Source organism: Acidobacteriota bacterium, assembly GCA_020845575.1.
Lineage (GTDB): Bacteria > Acidobacteriota > Vicinamibacteria > Vicinamibacterales > Vicinamibacteraceae > Luteitalea.
In genome coordinates this window covers 68,365-85,473 of the sequence record JADLFL010000067.1, presented here as the reverse complement: position 1 = coordinate 85,473, position 17,109 = coordinate 68,365, and the positions used below count along the sequence as shown (strand labels likewise).

The 17,109-nt window shown below is 68.9% G+C and carries 14 protein-coding genes; 11 read left to right on the top strand and 3 right to left on the bottom strand.

Annotated features, from left to right (window positions below):
* Positions 1 to 144 precede the first annotated feature (144 nt).
* A complete protein-coding gene (locus IT182_17655) occupies positions 145 to 1,281 on the top strand; it encodes an acyl-CoA dehydrogenase family protein (GenBank protein ID MCC6165175.1) in 1,137 nt (378 codons plus the stop codon).
* 2 nt (positions 1,282 to 1,283) lie between these two features.
* Positions 1,284 to 1,973 (top strand): HAD family phosphatase, encoded by a 690-nt coding sequence (locus IT182_17650; GenBank protein ID MCC6165174.1) that lies wholly within the window; start codon positions 1,284 to 1,286, stop codon positions 1,971 to 1,973.
* 83 nt (positions 1,974 to 2,056) lie between these two features.
* Here IT182_17650 and IT182_17645 read toward each other — a convergent pair whose 3' ends face one another.
* The gene (locus tag IT182_17645) at positions 2,057 to 2,872 is read right to left on the bottom strand and encodes a PEGA domain-containing protein (protein ID MCC6165173.1); all 816 of its coding nucleotides are present in this window, start codon (positions 2,870 to 2,872) and stop codon (positions 2,057 to 2,059) included.
* Between the two features lie 50 nt (positions 2,873 to 2,922).
* Here IT182_17645 and IT182_17640 point away from each other — a divergent pair, with 50 nt between their 5' ends.
* Positions 2,923 to 4,515: a SpoIIE family protein phosphatase gene (locus tag IT182_17640; GenBank protein ID MCC6165172.1), complete on the top strand. Its 1,593-nt coding sequence runs from the start codon at positions 2,923 to 2,925 to the stop codon at positions 4,513 to 4,515.
* Positions 4,516 to 4,524: 9 nt separating this feature from the next.
* Here the strand turns inward: IT182_17640 and IT182_17635 are convergent, their stop codons facing one another.
* Entirely contained in the window at positions 4,525 to 5,685 is a 1,161-nt protein-coding gene (locus IT182_17635; GenBank protein MCC6165171.1) for an acyl-CoA dehydrogenase, read from the bottom strand.
* Positions 5,686 to 5,721: 36 nt separating this feature from the next.
* Here IT182_17635 and IT182_17630 point away from each other — a divergent pair, with 36 nt between their 5' ends.
* Positions 5,722 to 7,857: a VWA domain-containing protein gene (locus tag IT182_17630; GenBank protein MCC6165170.1), complete on the top strand. Its 2,136-nt coding sequence runs from the start codon at positions 5,722 to 5,724 to the stop codon at positions 7,855 to 7,857.
* Positions 7,858 to 8,001: 144 nt separating this feature from the next.
* Positions 8,002 to 8,253 carry a type II toxin-antitoxin system prevent-host-death family antitoxin gene (locus IT182_17625; protein MCC6165169.1) on the top strand — a complete coding sequence of 84 codons (252 nt, stop codon included), beginning with the start codon at positions 8,002 to 8,004 and terminating at the stop codon, positions 8,251 to 8,253.
* Positions 8,254 to 8,423: 170 nt separating this feature from the next.
* Here the strand turns inward: IT182_17625 and IT182_17620 are convergent, their stop codons facing one another.
* Positions 8,424 to 9,419 carry a c-type cytochrome gene (locus IT182_17620; GenBank protein ID MCC6165168.1) on the bottom strand — a complete coding sequence of 332 codons (996 nt, stop codon included), beginning with the start codon at positions 9,417 to 9,419 and terminating at the stop codon, positions 8,424 to 8,426.
* A gap of 355 nt (positions 9,420 to 9,774) precedes the next feature.
* On the opposite strand from IT182_17620, the gene IT182_17615 reads away from it, so the two are divergent.
* Genes IT182_17615 through IT182_17590 form a run of 6 tightly spaced genes read left to right on the top strand, consistent with a single transcriptional unit; the run spans position 9,775 to position 17,090 of the window.
* Positions 9,775 to 10,650, top strand: coding sequence for a response regulator (locus IT182_17615; protein MCC6165167.1), 876 nt, complete (start codon positions 9,775 to 9,777; stop codon positions 10,648 to 10,650).
* A gap of 52 nt (positions 10,651 to 10,702) precedes the next feature.
* A complete protein-coding gene (valS, locus tag IT182_17610; GenBank protein MCC6165166.1) occupies positions 10,703 to 13,306 on the top strand; it encodes a valine--tRNA ligase in 2,604 nt (867 codons plus the stop codon).
* 8 nt (positions 13,307 to 13,314) lie between these two features.
* Positions 13,315 to 14,160 carry a carboxylating nicotinate-nucleotide diphosphorylase gene (gene nadC, locus IT182_17605; GenBank protein MCC6165165.1) on the top strand — a complete coding sequence of 282 codons (846 nt, stop codon included), beginning with the start codon at positions 13,315 to 13,317 and terminating at the stop codon, positions 14,158 to 14,160.
* A complete protein-coding gene (locus tag IT182_17600; GenBank protein MCC6165164.1) occupies positions 14,157 to 15,035 on the top strand; it encodes a biotin--[acetyl-CoA-carboxylase] ligase in 879 nt (292 codons plus the stop codon). The genes nadC and IT182_17600 overlap by 4 nt, the downstream gene beginning before the upstream one ends.
* Entirely contained in the window at positions 15,032 to 15,793 is a 762-nt protein-coding gene (locus tag IT182_17595) for a hypothetical protein (protein ID MCC6165163.1), read from the top strand. The genes IT182_17600 and IT182_17595 overlap by 4 nt, the downstream gene beginning before the upstream one ends.
* On the top strand, positions 15,786 to 17,090 hold the full coding sequence (locus tag IT182_17590) for a class I SAM-dependent RNA methyltransferase (GenBank protein MCC6165162.1): 1,305 nt from the start codon (positions 15,786 to 15,788) through the stop codon (positions 17,088 to 17,090). The genes IT182_17595 and IT182_17590 overlap by 8 nt, the downstream gene beginning before the upstream one ends.
* Positions 17,091 to 17,109: the final 19 nt, after the last annotated feature.

The following is a 17,109-nucleotide window of genomic DNA, read 5'->3' as shown; positions in this document are numbered from 1 at the left end:
CCGGAACCACACAGGAACCAGCCGTGCGCACGCATGAACGGCCTCCTGGCGTGGCAGGCAGTGTCCCGCGTATCACAGCCACCCCACGCGGCGGTCACACTCGACTGAGTGGCGAAGTGCGGCGCCTCTGCTACGCTGAGTCCCGTGCGCGTCACCCCCAGCGATCGGCAGCAGGCGTTTGCGGACCTCGCGCGTCGGTTCGCCGACGATGTCGTCGCGCCCGTGGCGGCGGACATTGACGAGCGTCACGCGTTTCCGCGCGACTTGATCCGACAGGCCGGGGCTCTCGGGCTTGGGGGCATCACCATCCCCGAAGAGTGGGGCGGTGCCGGTGCGGACGATGTGGCGTACGTGCTCGCGCTCGAAGCGATCGCACGCGCGAGTGCGACGGTCGCCGTGATCCTGTCGGTGACCACGTCGCTGGTTGCCGAGACGTTGTTGCGGCACGGCACCGCCGAGCAGCGCGCCGCATGGCTGCGTCGCCTCGTCACGGGCGAGGCCATCGGTGCGTTCGCGCTGTCGGAGGAGCAGGCGGGATCGGACGCCGCCAATCAGCAGACGCTGGCCATACCCACGGGCGATGGCTACCGTCTCACCGGCACGAAGGTGTGGGTGGCCAACGCCGAAGCCGCAGACGTCGCCATCGTCTTTGCGAGCGCGGATCCCGCGCAGCGCGCGCGACGCATCTCCGCGTTCCTCGTGCCGATGTCCGCCCCCGGCGTCACGCGGCGCAACCTCACCGATTCACTCGGCGTGCGAGGTCTCGGCTGCATGGATCTCGTGCTCGATGATGTGGCCGTTGGCGTGGAGGACGTGATCGGCGAGCCGGGACAGGGATTCGCGATCGCGATGCAGGCGCTCGACGGCGGCCGCATCGCGATTGCCGCGCAGGCGCTCGGCGTTGGAGAGGCGTCGCTGCAACAGGCGCTCGCCTACGCGAAGCGTCGTGTCGCGTTCGGGCAGCCGATCGCGGACTATCAGGCGGTCCAGTTCATGCTGGCCGACATGGCCACGGGACTCGAAGCCGCGCGGATGCTGACATGGCGCGCGGCGACAACGAAGGCGCGCAGAGGGCGCGTGACTGTCGAAGCCGCGATGGCCAAGCTCGCCGCCTCGGAGGCCGCGCACGCCGCCGCCGATCGTGCGATGCAGATTCTCGCCTCGGAAGGGTATCGTCGTGGCTCGACGGCGGAACGCTTCTTCCGCGACGTCCGCGCGACGGAGATCTATCAGGGCACGTCGGAGGTGCAGCGCATGGTGATTGCCGAAGGAGTTGTCTGACATTGCCTGATCTGTCCACGTTTCGTCCGCGTGGTGTGGTGTTCGATCTCGACGGCACGCTCGTCGACAACATGCCGCTGCACGCGCAGGCGTTCGAGCGTTTCGTGGCGGCGCACGGGTTGCCGGCGATGACGATGGACGTGCGGCGCCGCATCGACGGGAAGCGGAACAGCGAGATCTTCCCGATGCTGTTCGAGCGCGAACTGTCCATGGAAGACGTGCTGCAGTTCGAAGAAGAGAAAGAGGGCGCTTACAGGCAGCTGTCGCGCGGCAGGCTGGCGCCCGTGCGCGGCGCGCTGTCGCTGCTCGCGCGCCTCGACGCCCGCGGGATCCCCGTGGCCGTCGCCACGTCGGCGCCGCTGAAGAACGTGGAGCACAGCATGAAGGAATCGGGGCTCGGGCTGCACCTGACGCTCGTCGCGCGCGGCGACGAGGTGCCCCGCGGCAAGCCGTTCCCCGACGTGTTCCTGCTGGCAGCCGAGCGCCTCGGTATTCCGCCGGACGCCTGTCTGGCGTTCGAAGATGCCCCGATAGGCGTGGCCGCCGCCATCGGCGCGGGCATGACCTGCGTCGGCATCACCACCACGTTCACCGAGGAGCAGTTCAACGGGAACATTCCCGCCCCGCACGCGGTCATGCCCGACTACGAGGCCTTCCTCGACGGTCCCGGACACTGGCTCTTCGATGCGTGACGGTCGGCACTTCCGTCACGCCAGGGGCTGAAGCCCCTGGCCTCCAGCCGATGCCCGATGCCCGATGCCCGGTCCATCATTCGTCATTGTGTCCGAGCGGCCTGGACGTCGCGGTGGAAGACGAACAGCGGGTCGGCGTTCTCGGCCGTCGTGGTGAAATTCCACGTGCGGCCGCCGCGCTGCGAGAGGCGGAGCCGCTTCTCCGTGTAGTCCACCGAGAACGTGCCGACGTTGGCGTAGGGCAGCGAGAAGGCATCCCTGTGCGACGTCTCGTACCGGAACCCCTCGCCCGTCGCGCGCAGCGTACCTTCGCAGGACCCCACCGTGTGCTTGTGGATCACCGGAACCTCGAGGTCGATGGCCGCGACGGCCGCCGCCGACGCTGCAGCGGGCGGCAGCGTGACGGCGACTGTCGTCGGCCCGTCTTCGGCGATGTCGACGTTCTGCACCACGGGCGGACGCCCTTCCAGTTGCACGTTCAGCTGGAACGCTCCGGCCGTCACGTCGCGCGACGCCAGCGGCGTGGTGCCGAGGTACTTGCGGTTCAGGAAGACGTACGCACCAGGCACGTCGCTCGTCACGCGGAGTTCGCGCGGTTCGCGTGCGGGAGGCGCCGGCTCCGGCGGCTCGGTACGGCGGCGGGGCGCGTTGGCGGCAGACGATGACGGTCCCCGCGATGGCGTGCTGGTTCGTTCGGTCGGCGCGGGGCGTTCGTTGGCGCTAGATGGGGTTGCCTTCGCCTCTCCGGCTTGCGCGGCGGTCTCCGCGGGAGTCGGAGCGGGAGCGTCACCACCAGCGATGAACCAGATGACGATCGCGGCGGCGACGATCGCCGCGCCCGCCAGCAGCATCCACGGGCCACGTCCCGACGGTGTGCCTTGTTCCTCGAGGCTGCGCATGGCAGCCAGCCTACCATGTCACGACGTAAGCACGGACTAACGCGAATCGCATGACACCTGCCGGCCTGAAACTCGTCCCCGGTTCCCCCGGCGCGACGACAGAGATCCTCCCCGAAGCCACTCCGATCGTCATCGGGCGCGACCCGCTCTCGAACGTCGTGCTCGCGGAGCCCAGCGTGTCGCGACGCCATGCACAGGTGACCTGGCGCGACGAGGCGTTGATCCTCGAAGACCTTGGCAGCGCCGTGGGGACGTTCGTGAACGACGTCCGCATCACGGCGCACATCCTGGCCGATGGGGATCGCGTGCGCTTCGGCCGGCGCGTCCAGTTCGACGTGGTGAGCCAGACCATCGCCACGCTGCTGGAGTCGGCAGGCCCCGACGACCGTAACGCCGGCGTGAGGCATCTCCAGGAACTGCTCGACGTTGCGCGGCAACTGAACAGCGCGGCCGTGCTGCCCGAAGTGCTGGCGGCGGTCTTGCGGTCGGCCATCCGCATCATGCGCGCCGATGCCGGCGCGCTCGCGCTCATCAACCCGGACCAGAAGCTCGAACTCGTCCTGCGCCTGCCGGGACTGGCGTCGCCACCCGTCGGGCAGCAGGAAATGGACCTGCTCACGCAGGCCGTGAAGGGGCGCCGCACCATCACGAGTCAGGCGATGCACGAGACGCTCGTCGGCGGCGCGGTGGGGTCCCGCCCAGACATCGTGGCCACTCCGCTCATGGTTGCCAGGCGCGCGCTGGCCGACGACTCGTCGTTCATCGGCCGCCTCGACGCAGTGGGTGCGCTCCTCGTGTCGCGCCCCGCCAGCATGCATGTGGTGCCGCACGAGGAGATTGCCATCTTCGAATCGCTGGCTGCAGACGCGGCCATGGCGATCGATTCGGCGCGGCTCTACAAGGACGCCCGTGCCAAGGCGCGTTACGAACATGAGATGACGATCGCCAAGGACATCCAGGCCGCGCTCCTGCAACCGCCGCCTGAGGTGCCCTTCGCGTCGACGTTCGCACAGACCGAGTCCGCCGCGTCGGTCGGCGGCGACCTGTATCAGGGCGTGATACGGCCGGATGGCAGCCTGGCCCTCACGCTCGGCGACGTGTCGGGTAAGGGGGTCGGGGCGTCGCTCATCATGGCGCTCGCGACGGGCATGCTGCGCCTGCTGCACGACCTCGGCCAGCCCTTGTCGGACATCCTGCCCACGCTCCACACGGAGTTGCTGCACTACAGTCCCGGCAACAAGTACCTCACGCTCGGTGCCGCGGTGCTGCATGGCGATGGTCGCCTCGAACTCGCCAATGCGGGACACTGCGCGCCCGCGCTCGTGCGCGCGTCAGGCGAGGTGACGATGCTCGAGTCGGGAGGGCCGGTGCTCGGACTCCTGCCGTTCGGTTCGTGGGACGTGGAGACGATCACGATGTCGCCTGGCGACGCGCTCGTCATCTACAGCGATGGGGTCAGCGAGTCGACCTCTCACACGGGCGAGGACTTCGGGACGAGTGGCATCGCGTCGACGCTGGCGGCGGTCGCCGGGCGCACGCCATCGGAGATGGCGCATGCGCTGCTCGACGCGGCGGTCGAGTTCAGAGACGGCCGCCCCGCAGGCGACGACGTCTCGCTGCTCGTCGTGCGGTACGAAGGGTGAGGCCTGCGGTCAGGCGAGCAGCGCTTTGGCGATCGTCTGCAGTTGCAGGTTCGACGCGCCTTCGTAGATCTGGCCGACCTTCGCGTCGCGATACAGCTTCTCGACGGGCGCGTCCTTGACGAAGCCATAGCCGCCGAACAGGTTGATCGCGAGCGACGCCGTCCGTTCGGCGACCTCCGACGCGTGCAGCTTGCACATCGCCGCTTCGGTGAGGAACGGCTGTCCCGCATCGCGCAGGCGTGCCGCGTTGTACACGAGCAGTCGCGCCGACTCGACCTCCATCGCCGCCCGTGCGAGCTGGAACCGCACGCCCTGGAAGTCGGCGATGGCCTTGCCGAACTGCCGGCGTTCCTTCGTGTAGCGAATGGCGTGATCGAGCGCGCCCTGCGCGAGGCCGAGCATCTGCGCGCCGATGCCGATGCGTCCTTCGTTCAGCGTTTCGATGGCGACCTTGTAGCCGCGTCCCACCTCGCCCAGCACGCTCGACGCGGGGATGCGGCAGCCGTCGAACACGAGCTCGCAGGTGCTGCTCGCGCGGATGCCGAGCTTGTCCTCCTTGCGTCCGATCGTGAATCCGGGCGTGTCGCGCGGCACGAGGAACGCGGTGATCCCGCGATAGCCCGCCGTGGGATCCACTGTCGCGAATACCACGAAGAGCGCCGCCTCCGCGGCGTTGGTGATCCACAGCTTCCGGCCGTCGAGCACGAAGTCGTCGCCGTCGCGCGTGGCGCGCGTGACGAGCGCGAACGCGTCGCTGCCCGATCCCGCCTCGGAGAGGGCATAGGCGCCGACGGCGTTGGTGGCCAGGCGCGGCAGCCAGGCCTGTTGCTGCACCTCGGTGCCCCAGCGGCGCAGGGCGCTCACGACGAGCGTGTTGTGGACGTCGACGAGCAGGGCCACTGACGGATCCACGCGCGACAGTTCCTCGACGGCGAGCACGGCATGGAAGAACGTGCCGTCGGCGCCCTCGAGCCGTGCCGGCACCTCGATGCCCATCAGACCCAGCTCGAAGAGACGCGACACCACGGCAGGATCGAGACGCGCAGCCTCGTCCATGGCGCGAACGCGCGGAGCCACCTCCTGCTCGGCGAATTCGCGGATGCTCCGGCGCAGCAGGCGCTCGTCTTCGGAGAGGGTCGTGAGGGCCACGGGCGTCGCGGCAGCGGGCATCGTCACCAGAACGCGATGCTATCATCACCGATACACATGCTCGGGTCAGCGCTGCGCAGTGCCGTCGCCGTCCTGACGTTCTCGGCCACGCTGGTCGGCGTGGCGGCACAACAGTCGTCCGCGCCGCCGGCATCTTCGCAACAGCCACCCTCGGCGCGGCCGCCGGCGACTCCGCCTGCCGACGCCGAACCGCCGCAGGATCCCGATGCTCCGGCGCAGCCGACGTTCCGGACCGACATCAACTTCGTTCGCGTCGACGCCATCGTCACGGACAAGCAAGGACGTCCGGTTGCGGACCTGACGCCGGCGGACTTCGAAGTCCTGGAGGACGGCAAGCCGCAGACCGTCGAGACCTTCAAGCTGATTCGCGTCGACGGCCATCCGCCGCCAGGAGAGTCATCGGCGCGCGAGATCAACTCGATCTACGCCGAGGAGGCCGAAGCCCGCCGCGACGATGTGCGGTTGTTCGTGATCTTCTTCGACGACTACCACGTGCGCCTCGGCACGAGCCTCTCGGTGAAGGATCCGCTGGTCCGGTTCATCGACACGCAGGTCGGCCCGCTCGACATGATCGCGATGATGTATCCGCTCGATCCCGTGCGCGCGGTGAGCTTCACGCGCAACAAGAAGGCGGTGATCCAGCAGATCCTCTCGTGGCAGGGCCGCAAGTACCGGTACATCCCGCCGCGCAACATCTTCGAGGAGCAGTACGCGAACTATCCCACGCAGATCGTCGAGAAGATCCGCAACCAGGTGAGCCTGACAGCGCTTCGCGGCCTGATGACGCGCCTCGGCGGCCTGCGCGAAGGCCGCAAGACCGTGATCGTGGTGAGCGAGGGCTACACGGACTACGTGCCGCCGCAGCTGCGTGGCAACAACGCGCAGAGCGGCATCGTGGGCGTCGGCACGTCGGCGTTGACCGGCGACGCGTCAATCGATCCGATGGGGGCGCTGGCGGAGGATCGCAACAGGTTCTTCGGCGACATGGACGTGCAGAATCTCATGCGCGACGTGACGAGGGAGGCCAATCGGAACAACGTGTCGATGTACATGCTCGACCCGCGCGGCCTGGCGGGCTTCGAGTTCGACATCGACGAGGGCATAGGCCTGACGATGGACGGCACGGCGCTGCGTGCGACGCAGGACACGCTGCGGGTGATGGCCGACGAGACGGATGGTCGCGCGATCGTGAACCGCAACGACATCGGCGGCGGGCTCGCGCAGATGATGCGCGATGCCAGCGCGTACTACCTCCTCGGGTACTCGTCCAGCGCCGCGCCGACAGACGGCCGGTTCCATCAGATTCGGGTGCGCGTGAAGCGGCCGGGCGTGGAAGTGCGCGCGCGTCGCGGCTACTGGGCGCTCAGGGCGGACGAGGCCGCGACGGCCATGGCGGCACCGGTGGCGGGACCACCGCCCGACGTGGGGATCGCCTTGTCGGAGATCGACAGGGTTGCGCGCGCGAAGAGCGTGCGCACCTGGGTGGGGTATGCGCCGGACCCGAGCGGCAAGACGCGCGTGCTCTTCTCGTGGGAGCCCGTGTCGGCGGCTGCCGGCGCGCAGGCCTCGGGCGTCGAACCCGTGTCACAGGTCACCGTGATGGCCGTGAATGAAACCGAAGGACCGGTGTTCCGCGGCAAGGTGCAGGGCGCGCCGGCAGGACCCTCCGCAGGCGGTCCTCCCGTGCCGGGCGGTGGACAGACGTCGTTCCTCATCGCGCCGGGCACCGCGCAGGTGAAGGTGTCGATGGAAGGGACGTCCGGCGGTGTTGTCGATTCGGACATCCTCGAACTGGCGGTGCCCGACTTCAGCAAGGACCCTCAGGTGGTGGGGACGCCCGCGCTCTTCCGGGCGCGGACGCAGCGCGACATGCAGGCGCTGATGGCGGCGCCCACGGTGCAACCGACGGCCGCCCGTCAGTTCAGTCGTACCGAGAAGCTGCTGCTGCGCGTCACGGTGACGGGTGCCGAACCATCGATTCGGTTGATGAGCCGTGCGGGCGACGGCATGAGCCCGCTCGTCGTGCGGCCCGCTCCGGAGGGCAGTCCGTTCACGCACCAAGCCGAGATCCCCCTCGCGAGCCTCCCGGCCGGCGATTTCCTGATCGAAGTGAAGGCCGGCGCCGCCGACGATGCGCCGCGCCGGCTGACCGGCCTGAAGGTCACCAACTGATCCCGGTCACGCACCGGACTCCCGAGATGATGGGATGGAGCGCACGGGCTTCAGCCCGTGCGGGGTAGCCGCCGCGTTTCATCCGACGGTCAGATGTCGGACACGGCATTGACCGTGCATCGAATGTCGAATGAAATGCATGACATGGGCAAGGCGACCGTGTCCGTGCGGGAACTGCAGCAGAACCCGAAGGCCGTGATGGGGCGTGTGGAACGGGGCGAGACCGTTGAAGTGACTCGTCACAGGAGGCCGGTGGCGCGACTGGCTCCCGTGCGTCCGATCGGCAAGGCCACGGCATGGCCGGATCTGGAGGCGCGGACCCGCGCCGTGTTCGGCGATCGCGTGTTGCCGATGAGCGGTGCTGCGCTCGTCATCGAGAGTCGCGGAGAGCGATGACGACGTACGTCGACTCGAGCGCGCTGGTCCCGCTGTACGTTCCGAAGCAGTTCTCTACGTGAGCGCGACGGGCCGACGGCAGGCAGTTGGCCCTCGCGAAGGTGAGTGGCCTCTGGACCGTTGACATCAAGCACCGCCGCACCAGTCCGAAACGCGACCACGCGTCGTTCTTACGGGATCGCCGTGCCGGCCTGCAGGTAGCCGACCTTCTCGACCGCGTGGTCGACGGCGGGCAGCGTGCGCAGGTAGGCGTAGATGGCGCCGAGGTCATCGGACGTCATGCCGGCGTAGGCCTGCCACGGCATCGGCGTGTTGAATCCGCCTGCGACCACCAGTTGCGGTTCGACCGCGGCGCTCTTGAAGCGCTGCACGAAGTCGGCTTCGGTCCACGCGCCGATGCCCGAGGCGTGCGGTGTCAGGTTGGCCGCGCGAGCCACGACGCCATTCGGGAACGCGAACGGCGTGCCTCCGGCCAGCGTACGTCCCGGCAGCGGCTGCCGGCTGTCATCCATCGGCGTGTGGCAGTGCGTGCAGCCGGCCATCTGCACGAGGTACTCGCCCTGCGCGACACGATCGTCTGTCGCCGGTCGCGTCGCAACGCGCGCGGGCTGCTGCGGCATCGTACGCACGATGAGCGGAAGCGGGAAGTTCAGTCGCGTGGGCTCCGGTGCGTGCGACGAGGCTGGAATCGTGCGCAGGTAGCTCACGATCGCCTTCGCGTCTTCGGGATCCATGTGCGCACCGTAGTCGAGATACGGCATGAGCGGGAACAACGGCGAGCCGTCGCGCGAGACTCCAGCAGTCATCGCGCGCAGGATCTCGCCGTCGGTCCAGTCGCCGAGCGCGCCGGGCGTGATGTTGCGCGACACGACGCGGCCGGGCATCCCCATCGACTCGTCGAACACTTCGCCTCCGGCACCATACGTGCCGTCCTTGACTGGCCCGGCGTAGCGTGCCCAGTCGCGCTGGCTGTGGCAGTCGGTGCACGCGGCAACGTGGTCGGCAAGGTACTTGCCGCGCGCGATGCGCTCGGACGTTCGCTCGATCGTGACGTCTGGCGCGGGCCCGACCTTCGGGTAGCCGAGCATGAGATACGTGAAGCCGCCTGCCGCGATGGCGGCCACACAGCAGACGAGCAGGACGAGTGTCTTGATGAAGATACGCATGGTATGAGTCCTGCGCGGCCGGTTGGAAGGAACGCCACCTGCTGGCGTCTGCGGCCGCACGCATGAGAGTGGAGCGCTGTGTCTGAAACGTGACAGTATCGTCTTACGGATTATGATCGGCAACCGGCAACCGGTCAGCCCTTCGGGCCTGCGGCTCGGCTCGGTGCGCATCCGGGGCAGCAGAACGACCCCAACTCGATAACGACGGAAGAGCGAACGAACGAACGCGAGGGGTGTGGGAGGGAGGGACGGGCTCGCTTGCGCGAGGCCGGCACTCCCGCTTTGACGGACCTCGGCGTTGCAGGGTTCCGGCGGTGCTTGACGCGGGCGCGCCTGCGTCACTACGCTCACGGCCATGAGCTACACCCTGTTGCTGGCCGACGACAGCGTCACGGTCCAGCGCGTGATCGAGCTGACCTTCGCCGAGGAGGGTTTCAAGGTCGTCTCGTTCAGCGATGGAGACGAGGTCGTGGGCTATCTCGGCGCGGGGAACACGCCTGACGTCATCCTGGCCGACACCACCATGCCCGCCCGCGACGGGTACGATGTGGCGGCGTGGGTGCGCGGCCAGGCCTCGCTGGCCGCCGTGCCCGTCGTGCTGATGACGGGCGCGTTCGAGCCCATCGACGACATGCGGGCGGAAGCGTGCCAGGCCGACGCGGTGCTGGTGAAGCCGTTCGAGCCGCAGCAGGTCGTGTCGCTCGTGAAGCGCATGCTCGGGGGCGAACGCGGGGAGTCGCTGGGAGAGTTCGCGCCGCCCAGACCTGGCGCCACACCGCCGGCCGCTGAGGGCGTCGCGACGCTGGCGCCGGGACTGGACACGTACGCCTCGCGCCTCGAACAGCACCTGGCCATGCGGCAGGGACGTGCCGCGCTCGCCCCTGTTGCCCCTCCGGAGCCGGCCGAAGAGTTGCCGTCGGCTCAGGCGTCCGCGCCGGATGCGGCGGTGGAGGTCGTAGAGGAATCGGCCGCTGCCCCCGTCGCCACACCACCTGCCACCCGGGCTGGCGCGTTCGCGGCCATCCTCGCGGAGGAACGTGGAGAAGGCCCCGCGGCGGTCGGGCCGTCGAGCGCCCTCATATCCGACGCGCTCCTCGACGACATCGCGCGCCGCGTGGCCGCGCGGCTGACAGATTCGGTGCTCCGGGAGGAGGTCAACGCGCGCGTCGTGGAGATCGCGGAACGCATGATCGCGGCCGAGATCGATCGAATCAAGACCGGGACCGTCTGACGATGGCGCGCCTGATGAAATCCGGCGCCTTCACGAGTACGATCGTCGGGTGATGTCAGAGGCGTCGAGCCAGTCCCCGTCCTATACCGTCCCGGAGAAGCCGGCCCTCGAGGGCCTCGAAGCGAAATGGCAGCCCCGCTGGGACGCCGAGCAGATCTACAGGTTCGACGGCACGCGGCCTCGTGACGAGGTCTTCGCGATCGACACCCCGCCGCCTACGGTGAGCGGTTCGCTCCACGTCGGCCACGTGTTCTCTTACACGCACACCGACGTCATCGCCCGCTACAAACGGATGCGCGGCTTCTCCGTGTGCTATCCGATGGGCTGGGACGACAACGGCCTGCCCACCGAGCGCCGCGTGCAGAACTACTACGGCGTCCGCTGCGATCCGTCGTTGCCGTACGACCCGTCGTTCGAGCCGCCGGCCACGCCGGGCAAGCAGCCGATCTCGATCTCGCGTCCGAACTTCATCGATCTGTGTGCACGCCTCACGGCGGAAGACGAGAAGGCGTTCGAGCACCTGTGGAAGTACCTCGGGCTGTCGGTCGACTGGTCGCTGACCTACGCCACGATCGGCAGGCGCGCGCAACGGATCTCGCAACTCGCCTTCCTCAGGCTGCTCGCCCGGCAACAGGCGTATCAGCTCGAAGCGCCCACGCTCTGGGACGTGGACTTCCGCACGGCCGTTGCGCAGGCCGAACTCGAGGATCGCGAGGTGCCCGGCGCGTACCACACGATTCGCTTCGCACGCGCCGACGGCAACGGATACGTCCAGATCGACACCACGCGGCCGGAGCTCCTGCCTGCCTGCGTGGCGCTCGTGGCACATCCCGATGATGAGCGGTACAAACCGCTGTTCGGCACCGAAGTCATCACGCCGCTCTTCGGCGTGAAGGTTCCCATCCGCCCGCACCACCTCGCCGATCCCGAGAAGGGCACCGGCATCGCGATGATCTGCACGTTCGGCGATCTCACCGACGTCATCTGGTGGCGTGAACTGAACCTGCCCGTCAGATCGATCATCGAGGCCAATGGCACGTTGCGTCAGATCGCGTTCGGCGGCGACGCATGGCCATCGGTCGACCCTGCTCGTGCCGAGGCCGCATACGCACCGCTCGTCGGGCGTGGCGCGTCGCAGGCACGCACGCGTCTGGTGGAGCAGTTGAAGGAGTCGGGCGATCTGCTCGGCGAGCCGCGACCGATCACGCACGCCGTGAAGTTCTACGAGAAGGGCGATCGTCCGCTGGAGATCGTCACGAGCCGGCAGTGGTTCATCAGGACGATGCCGCATCGCGAGGCGCTGCTGGCGCGAGGCCGCCAGCTCGAGTGGCATCCGCCGTACATGCGCGCGCGGTTCGAGAACTGGGTGGAAGGCCTCAACGGCGACTGGTGCGTGTCGCGGCAGCGCTTCTTCGGCGTGCCGTTCCCCGTGTGGTATCCGATCGCTGCCGACGGCACCGTGCAGTACGACGCGCCGATCGTGGCCGACGAGGCGCGACTGCCAGTGGATCCATCCACAGACGCCCCTGAGGGATACGACGCCTCGCAGCGCGGCGTCCCGGGCGGCTTCATCGGCGATCCCGACATCATGGACACGTGGGCGACATCGTCGCTCACGCCGCAGATCGTCGCGCAGTGGGGCGAGGACGCCGACACGTTCGCGCGTGTGTTCCCGCTGGACCTCCGGCCGCAGGCGCACGACATCATCAGGACGTGGCTCTTCTCCACGGTGCTGCGCGCGCACCTCGAACAGGATTCGCTGCCCTGGACGCACGCGGCCATCTCGGGCTGGGTGCTCGACCCCGACCGCAAGAAGATGTCCAAGTCGAAGGGCAACGTCGTCACGCCGATGGGACTGCTCGAGGAGCACGGCTCTGACGCGGTCCGCTACTGGGCCGCGAGCGGCAGGCCTGGCGCAGATACGGCGTTCGACACGGGGCAGATGCGCGTGGGACGCCGTCTCGCGATCAAGCTGCTCAACGCCGCGAAGTTCGCGCTCGGACGCACCGAGCCGATGGGCGCCATCACCGCGCCGGTCGATCGCGGGCTCGTGACGAGGCTTGCCGCGCTCGTCGCCGACGCGACGGCCGATCTCGAGGACTACAACTACACGCGCGCGCTCGAGCGCACCGAGCAGTTCTTCTGGGATTTCTGCGACAACTACCTCGAGCTCGTGAAGGCGCGCCGCTACGGCGATCTCGGCGTCGATGGGGCGGCATCGGCCAACGCGGCGATGGTGGTCACGCTCGGCACGCTGCTGCGTCTCTTCGCGCCGTTCCTTCCGTACGTCACCGAGGAAGTGTGGTCGTGGTGGAAGCAGGGATCGGTGCATCACGCGGCGTGGCCGACGTCGACCGAAGTGCTCGACGCGATCGGCGGGACGGCCGATGAGGCAGGCAGCGACGCGCTCGCCATGGCGTCGTGGGCACTCGGCGAGATCCGCCGCACCAAGTCGGAAGCGAAGAAGCCGCTGCGCACACCAGTCGTCGACTTCCACGTGACGGCGTCGGCCGCCGATCTCGCGGCCTTCGAGGCCGCGCGCGCCGATGTGGCCGCTTCGGGCTTCGTCAGGCAGGTGCGAACGTCCGAGGGCGATCCGCGTGCCGCGGCAGTCGAACTCGGCGAACTGGAACCCGCACCAGAGGTCAACGCGTGAGCACCTCGCTGGCGCCGCTCGACAAGGCGCTGTACCGGGAACTGGTCCGCCGTGCGCTGGCCGAGGATCTCGGATGGGGCGACGTCACCACCGAAGGCACGGTCGAGGACTCGCAGCGCGGCCACGGACGCCTGCTGGCCAAGGAGCCATGCGTCATCGCCGGCCTCGACGTTGCCGAGGAGACGTTTCTGCAACTGGATCCCGCGAGCGTGATGGTGCGCCATCGCGCCGACGGCGACTTCTGCGAGGCGGGCACGCTCGTGGCGGAAGTCACGGGCCGGGCGCGCGCCCTGCTCACCGCGGAACGCACGGCGCTCAACTTCATGCAGCGCATGTCCGGCATCGCCACGATGGCGCGGCGCTATGCCGAGGCTGCCGCCGGCCATCCGCTCGTCGTGCTCGACACGCGTAAGACGACGCCGACGTTACGCGTGCTGGAGAAGTATGCCGTGAGGGCCGGTGGGGCGACGAACCATCGGTTCGCGCTGGACGATGGGATCCTGATCAAGGACAACCACATCGCACTGGCGGGTGGTGTGCGGCAGGCGCTCGAGCGGATGCGCACCGCAGCCGAAGACATGGTCGTCGAAGTGGAAGTGCGGACGCTCGACGAGCTCGACGTCGCGCTCGATGCCGGCGCCACGCGCATCCTCGCAGACAACATGGACCTCGACACGCTCGCCGAGACGGTGCGTCGTTCGAAGGGGCGCGCGCTCGTGGAAGTGTCTGGCGGCGTCACGCTCGATCGCATTCCGGCCATCGCCGCAACGGGTGCGGACTTCGTCTCGGTGGGTGCGTTGACGCATTCGTCGCCCGCCGTGGATCTCAGTTTCAAGATCGCGCCGGTCCCGTGAGCACCACCACTGCCGCCTGGCTCGCCGCCGTGCGAGACGGTGTGGCGCGCGCGTTGCCCACGGCAGGTGCGTTCGCGCGCCACGTCTCGATTCACGCCACGACGTCCTCCACCAACGACGATGTCGCGCGTGCGGCGGGTGAGGGTGTGCCGGAGGGATGGACGTCGATCGCGGCTGCGCAGACGGCCGGCCGCGGTCGTCGTGGCGCAACGTGGCACTCTCCAGACGCGCATGGCCTGTATCTCTCCACGCTCCTGCGACCGGAAACCTGGCCTGCCGTCCGCGCCGACGCGGGATCGCCGGTGACGTCGCTGGTCACGCTGATGGCGGGCGTGGCCGTCGTGTCTGCGTTGGGCGACATCGGTGCGACGGGCGTGGAACTCAAGTGGCCCAACGACGTCATGGTGCGAACACACCAACCCCTGGCATGGCGCAAACTCGCCGGCATCCTTGCCGAAGGGGCCGGAGACGGCGCCGCACTGCGGACCATCGTCGTCGGGATTGGCATCAACGTCGTGTCGACGTCCGCACCGCCTGACGTGGCGGCACGCATGATCGCGCTCGACAGCGTGGTGCCATCGCCGCGCGACGGCGTGGCGCTCGTATCGCCACTCGTGACCGCGCTGCTCACACGCGTGTCGGAAGGTGTGACGCGTCTCGCCGACGGACGCGCCGCAGAGGTCCGTGAGCGGTGGCGAGACATGGCTCCCTCGGTGGATGGCACGCGTGTCCGCTGGCACGCGCATGGCGTGATGCGCGAGGGGCGTACGGCAGGCATCGACGAACGCGGTGCACTGCGCGTGCGGAGCATCGACGGCGACCACGTCGTCCACGGCGGCGAGATCGAGTGGCTGCTGGAGACAGCCGACGCATGACGCGGGGAACGGATGCGAAGGCCGAGGGTGTCGACATCGGGGCGTACTGCCGCGAGGTCGAAGCCCACCTGTGCCGCGTGAACGGCGGGCACCTCGTGCGCATCGTCGGGCCGGCGTTCCTGCTCGTCTCAGGCTGGGCATCCGAAGGCATTCCCGTACGCATCGTGCTGCACGGCGTGGATCGCACGCAGGCGCGACGCGCGGCACGTGGTCCCCAGAGGCGTCCCCTTCGCATCGAGTTCTGCGAGGCCGACGTGCGGGATGCGTTCGAGCAATGGCGGCGGGCCGTTGGTGCCCACGTCGTTCAGAGTACGGATGCTCAGACTGTCGACGACGCGGCAGATGGGCCCGCGTCACCTGCCGCGCGCGGTCCGTCGCTGCCGCGGCACATCGAGCGCGTGCTCGTGCGGCTGTCGGCTCTGCTGGCCACCGGCGACGTTTCCCCGCTGCTGCGTGACGCGCTCGGTGCCGCGATCGGCGCCGCCGACGCCTGTCTCGATCAGGCGCGCGGCGCTCGCGGCGATGCGCGTGCGACGCTCATCGCGAAGTTGGGGACGATCGACGAGGAGATGACGAGCGCGGCCGTGCGTGCGCTGTCGACCGCCGAACGCGAGGACCTGCGTCGACATGCCGCGGAGGAGTTGGCGCCGCATCGCGGTTCCATGCCCGCGCCGGCGTTGGCCGACGCGGAAGCGACGCTGCTGCGCGAACTGGCGCGGCGGCGGTTCCTGCTGCCACAGGTGCGACTCGATGGCTGATGAGACTGTTGCCGTCACGCTGGAGAAGCCCGTGGCCGGCGGGCGATCGCTCGCACGGATCGACGGTCGCGTCGTGCTCGTGAGCGGCGGGATCCCCGGTGAGCGTGTGCGGATCGCCCTCGAACGCTCGGGCAAGGGTGTGGCGTTCGGCACGGTGGTCGAAGTCGAGGGGGCGTCGCCGGATCGTATCGTGCCCGACGTCGATCCCCTGTGCGGCGGCCTGGCGTTCGCGCATGTGGCCTATCCGCGACAACTCGATCTGAAGCGCGCGATCGTCGAAGACGCGCTGGGGCGCATCGGCCGTCTTCGCGACCTTCCGCCGATCGATATCGTGGAATCGCCGACGCGGGAATGGCGCCTGCGCGCGCGTCTGCACGTCAGTGGCGGCCGTGTCGGTTTCTATCGCGAAGGGACGCATGCCCTGTGCGACGCCGGGCCGTCGGGGCAGCTCGCCCCGGGCCTGCTCGACCTGGCCCAGGACATCGTCGGCCGTCTGAGGCCCGACGTGGCGCGGACCGTCGAGGCGATCGTGGTGACGCAGTCTGTCGATGGCGCGGCGCGCGCGGCGCATCTGGAACTGTCGCGTCCGCTGCCACGGCATGGCGACGTGTGGAGCGCGGGCGTGCAGGGGAGTGACGAGTACACGGGGGTGAGCGCAGGGCTCGCCGCATCGCGCCATCCCGTCGCGATTGCGGGGCACCCGTGGGTGCGCGAGTCGATGGCGAGCCTTGGCGTGACAGCGCCGGACGCGCCGGCGCTCGTGCGGCATGCGTCGGCCTTCTTTCAAGGCAACCGCTGCCTTCTGCCGCGACTCGTTCCCCATGTGATCGGGACCATGCGTGGCGATGCCCGCGTTGTCGATCTCTACGCCGGCGTTGGCGTCTTTGGCATTAGCGCGGCGGCCGCCGGTACGTCGTCGGTCGTGTGCGTCGAAGGCGATGCCGTGGCCGCCGAAGACCTCGTCGTCAACGCCGCGCCGTACGGTGCGCGTGTGCGTGCCGTCCGCGGCGACGTCGAGGGATTCGTGAAGCAGGACGCCGCGACGCTCGCCGACGCGCATGTGATCGTCGATCCTCCGCGGACCGGGCTGTCGCGTGTGGCGAGCGAGGCCCTCGCGTCGGCACATCCGTCAGCGGTGACCTACGTGTCGTGCGACCCGGCCACGCTGGCGCGCGACATGCAGGCGCTCGTCGCCTCTGGCCTCCAGGTCACATCCATGACGATGTTCGACCTGTTCCCGATGACCGCCCACGTCGAGACGGTGGTGTCTCTCCGACGGACTCCGTCCGCCGGATGACATCGGGCGGCTACACCTG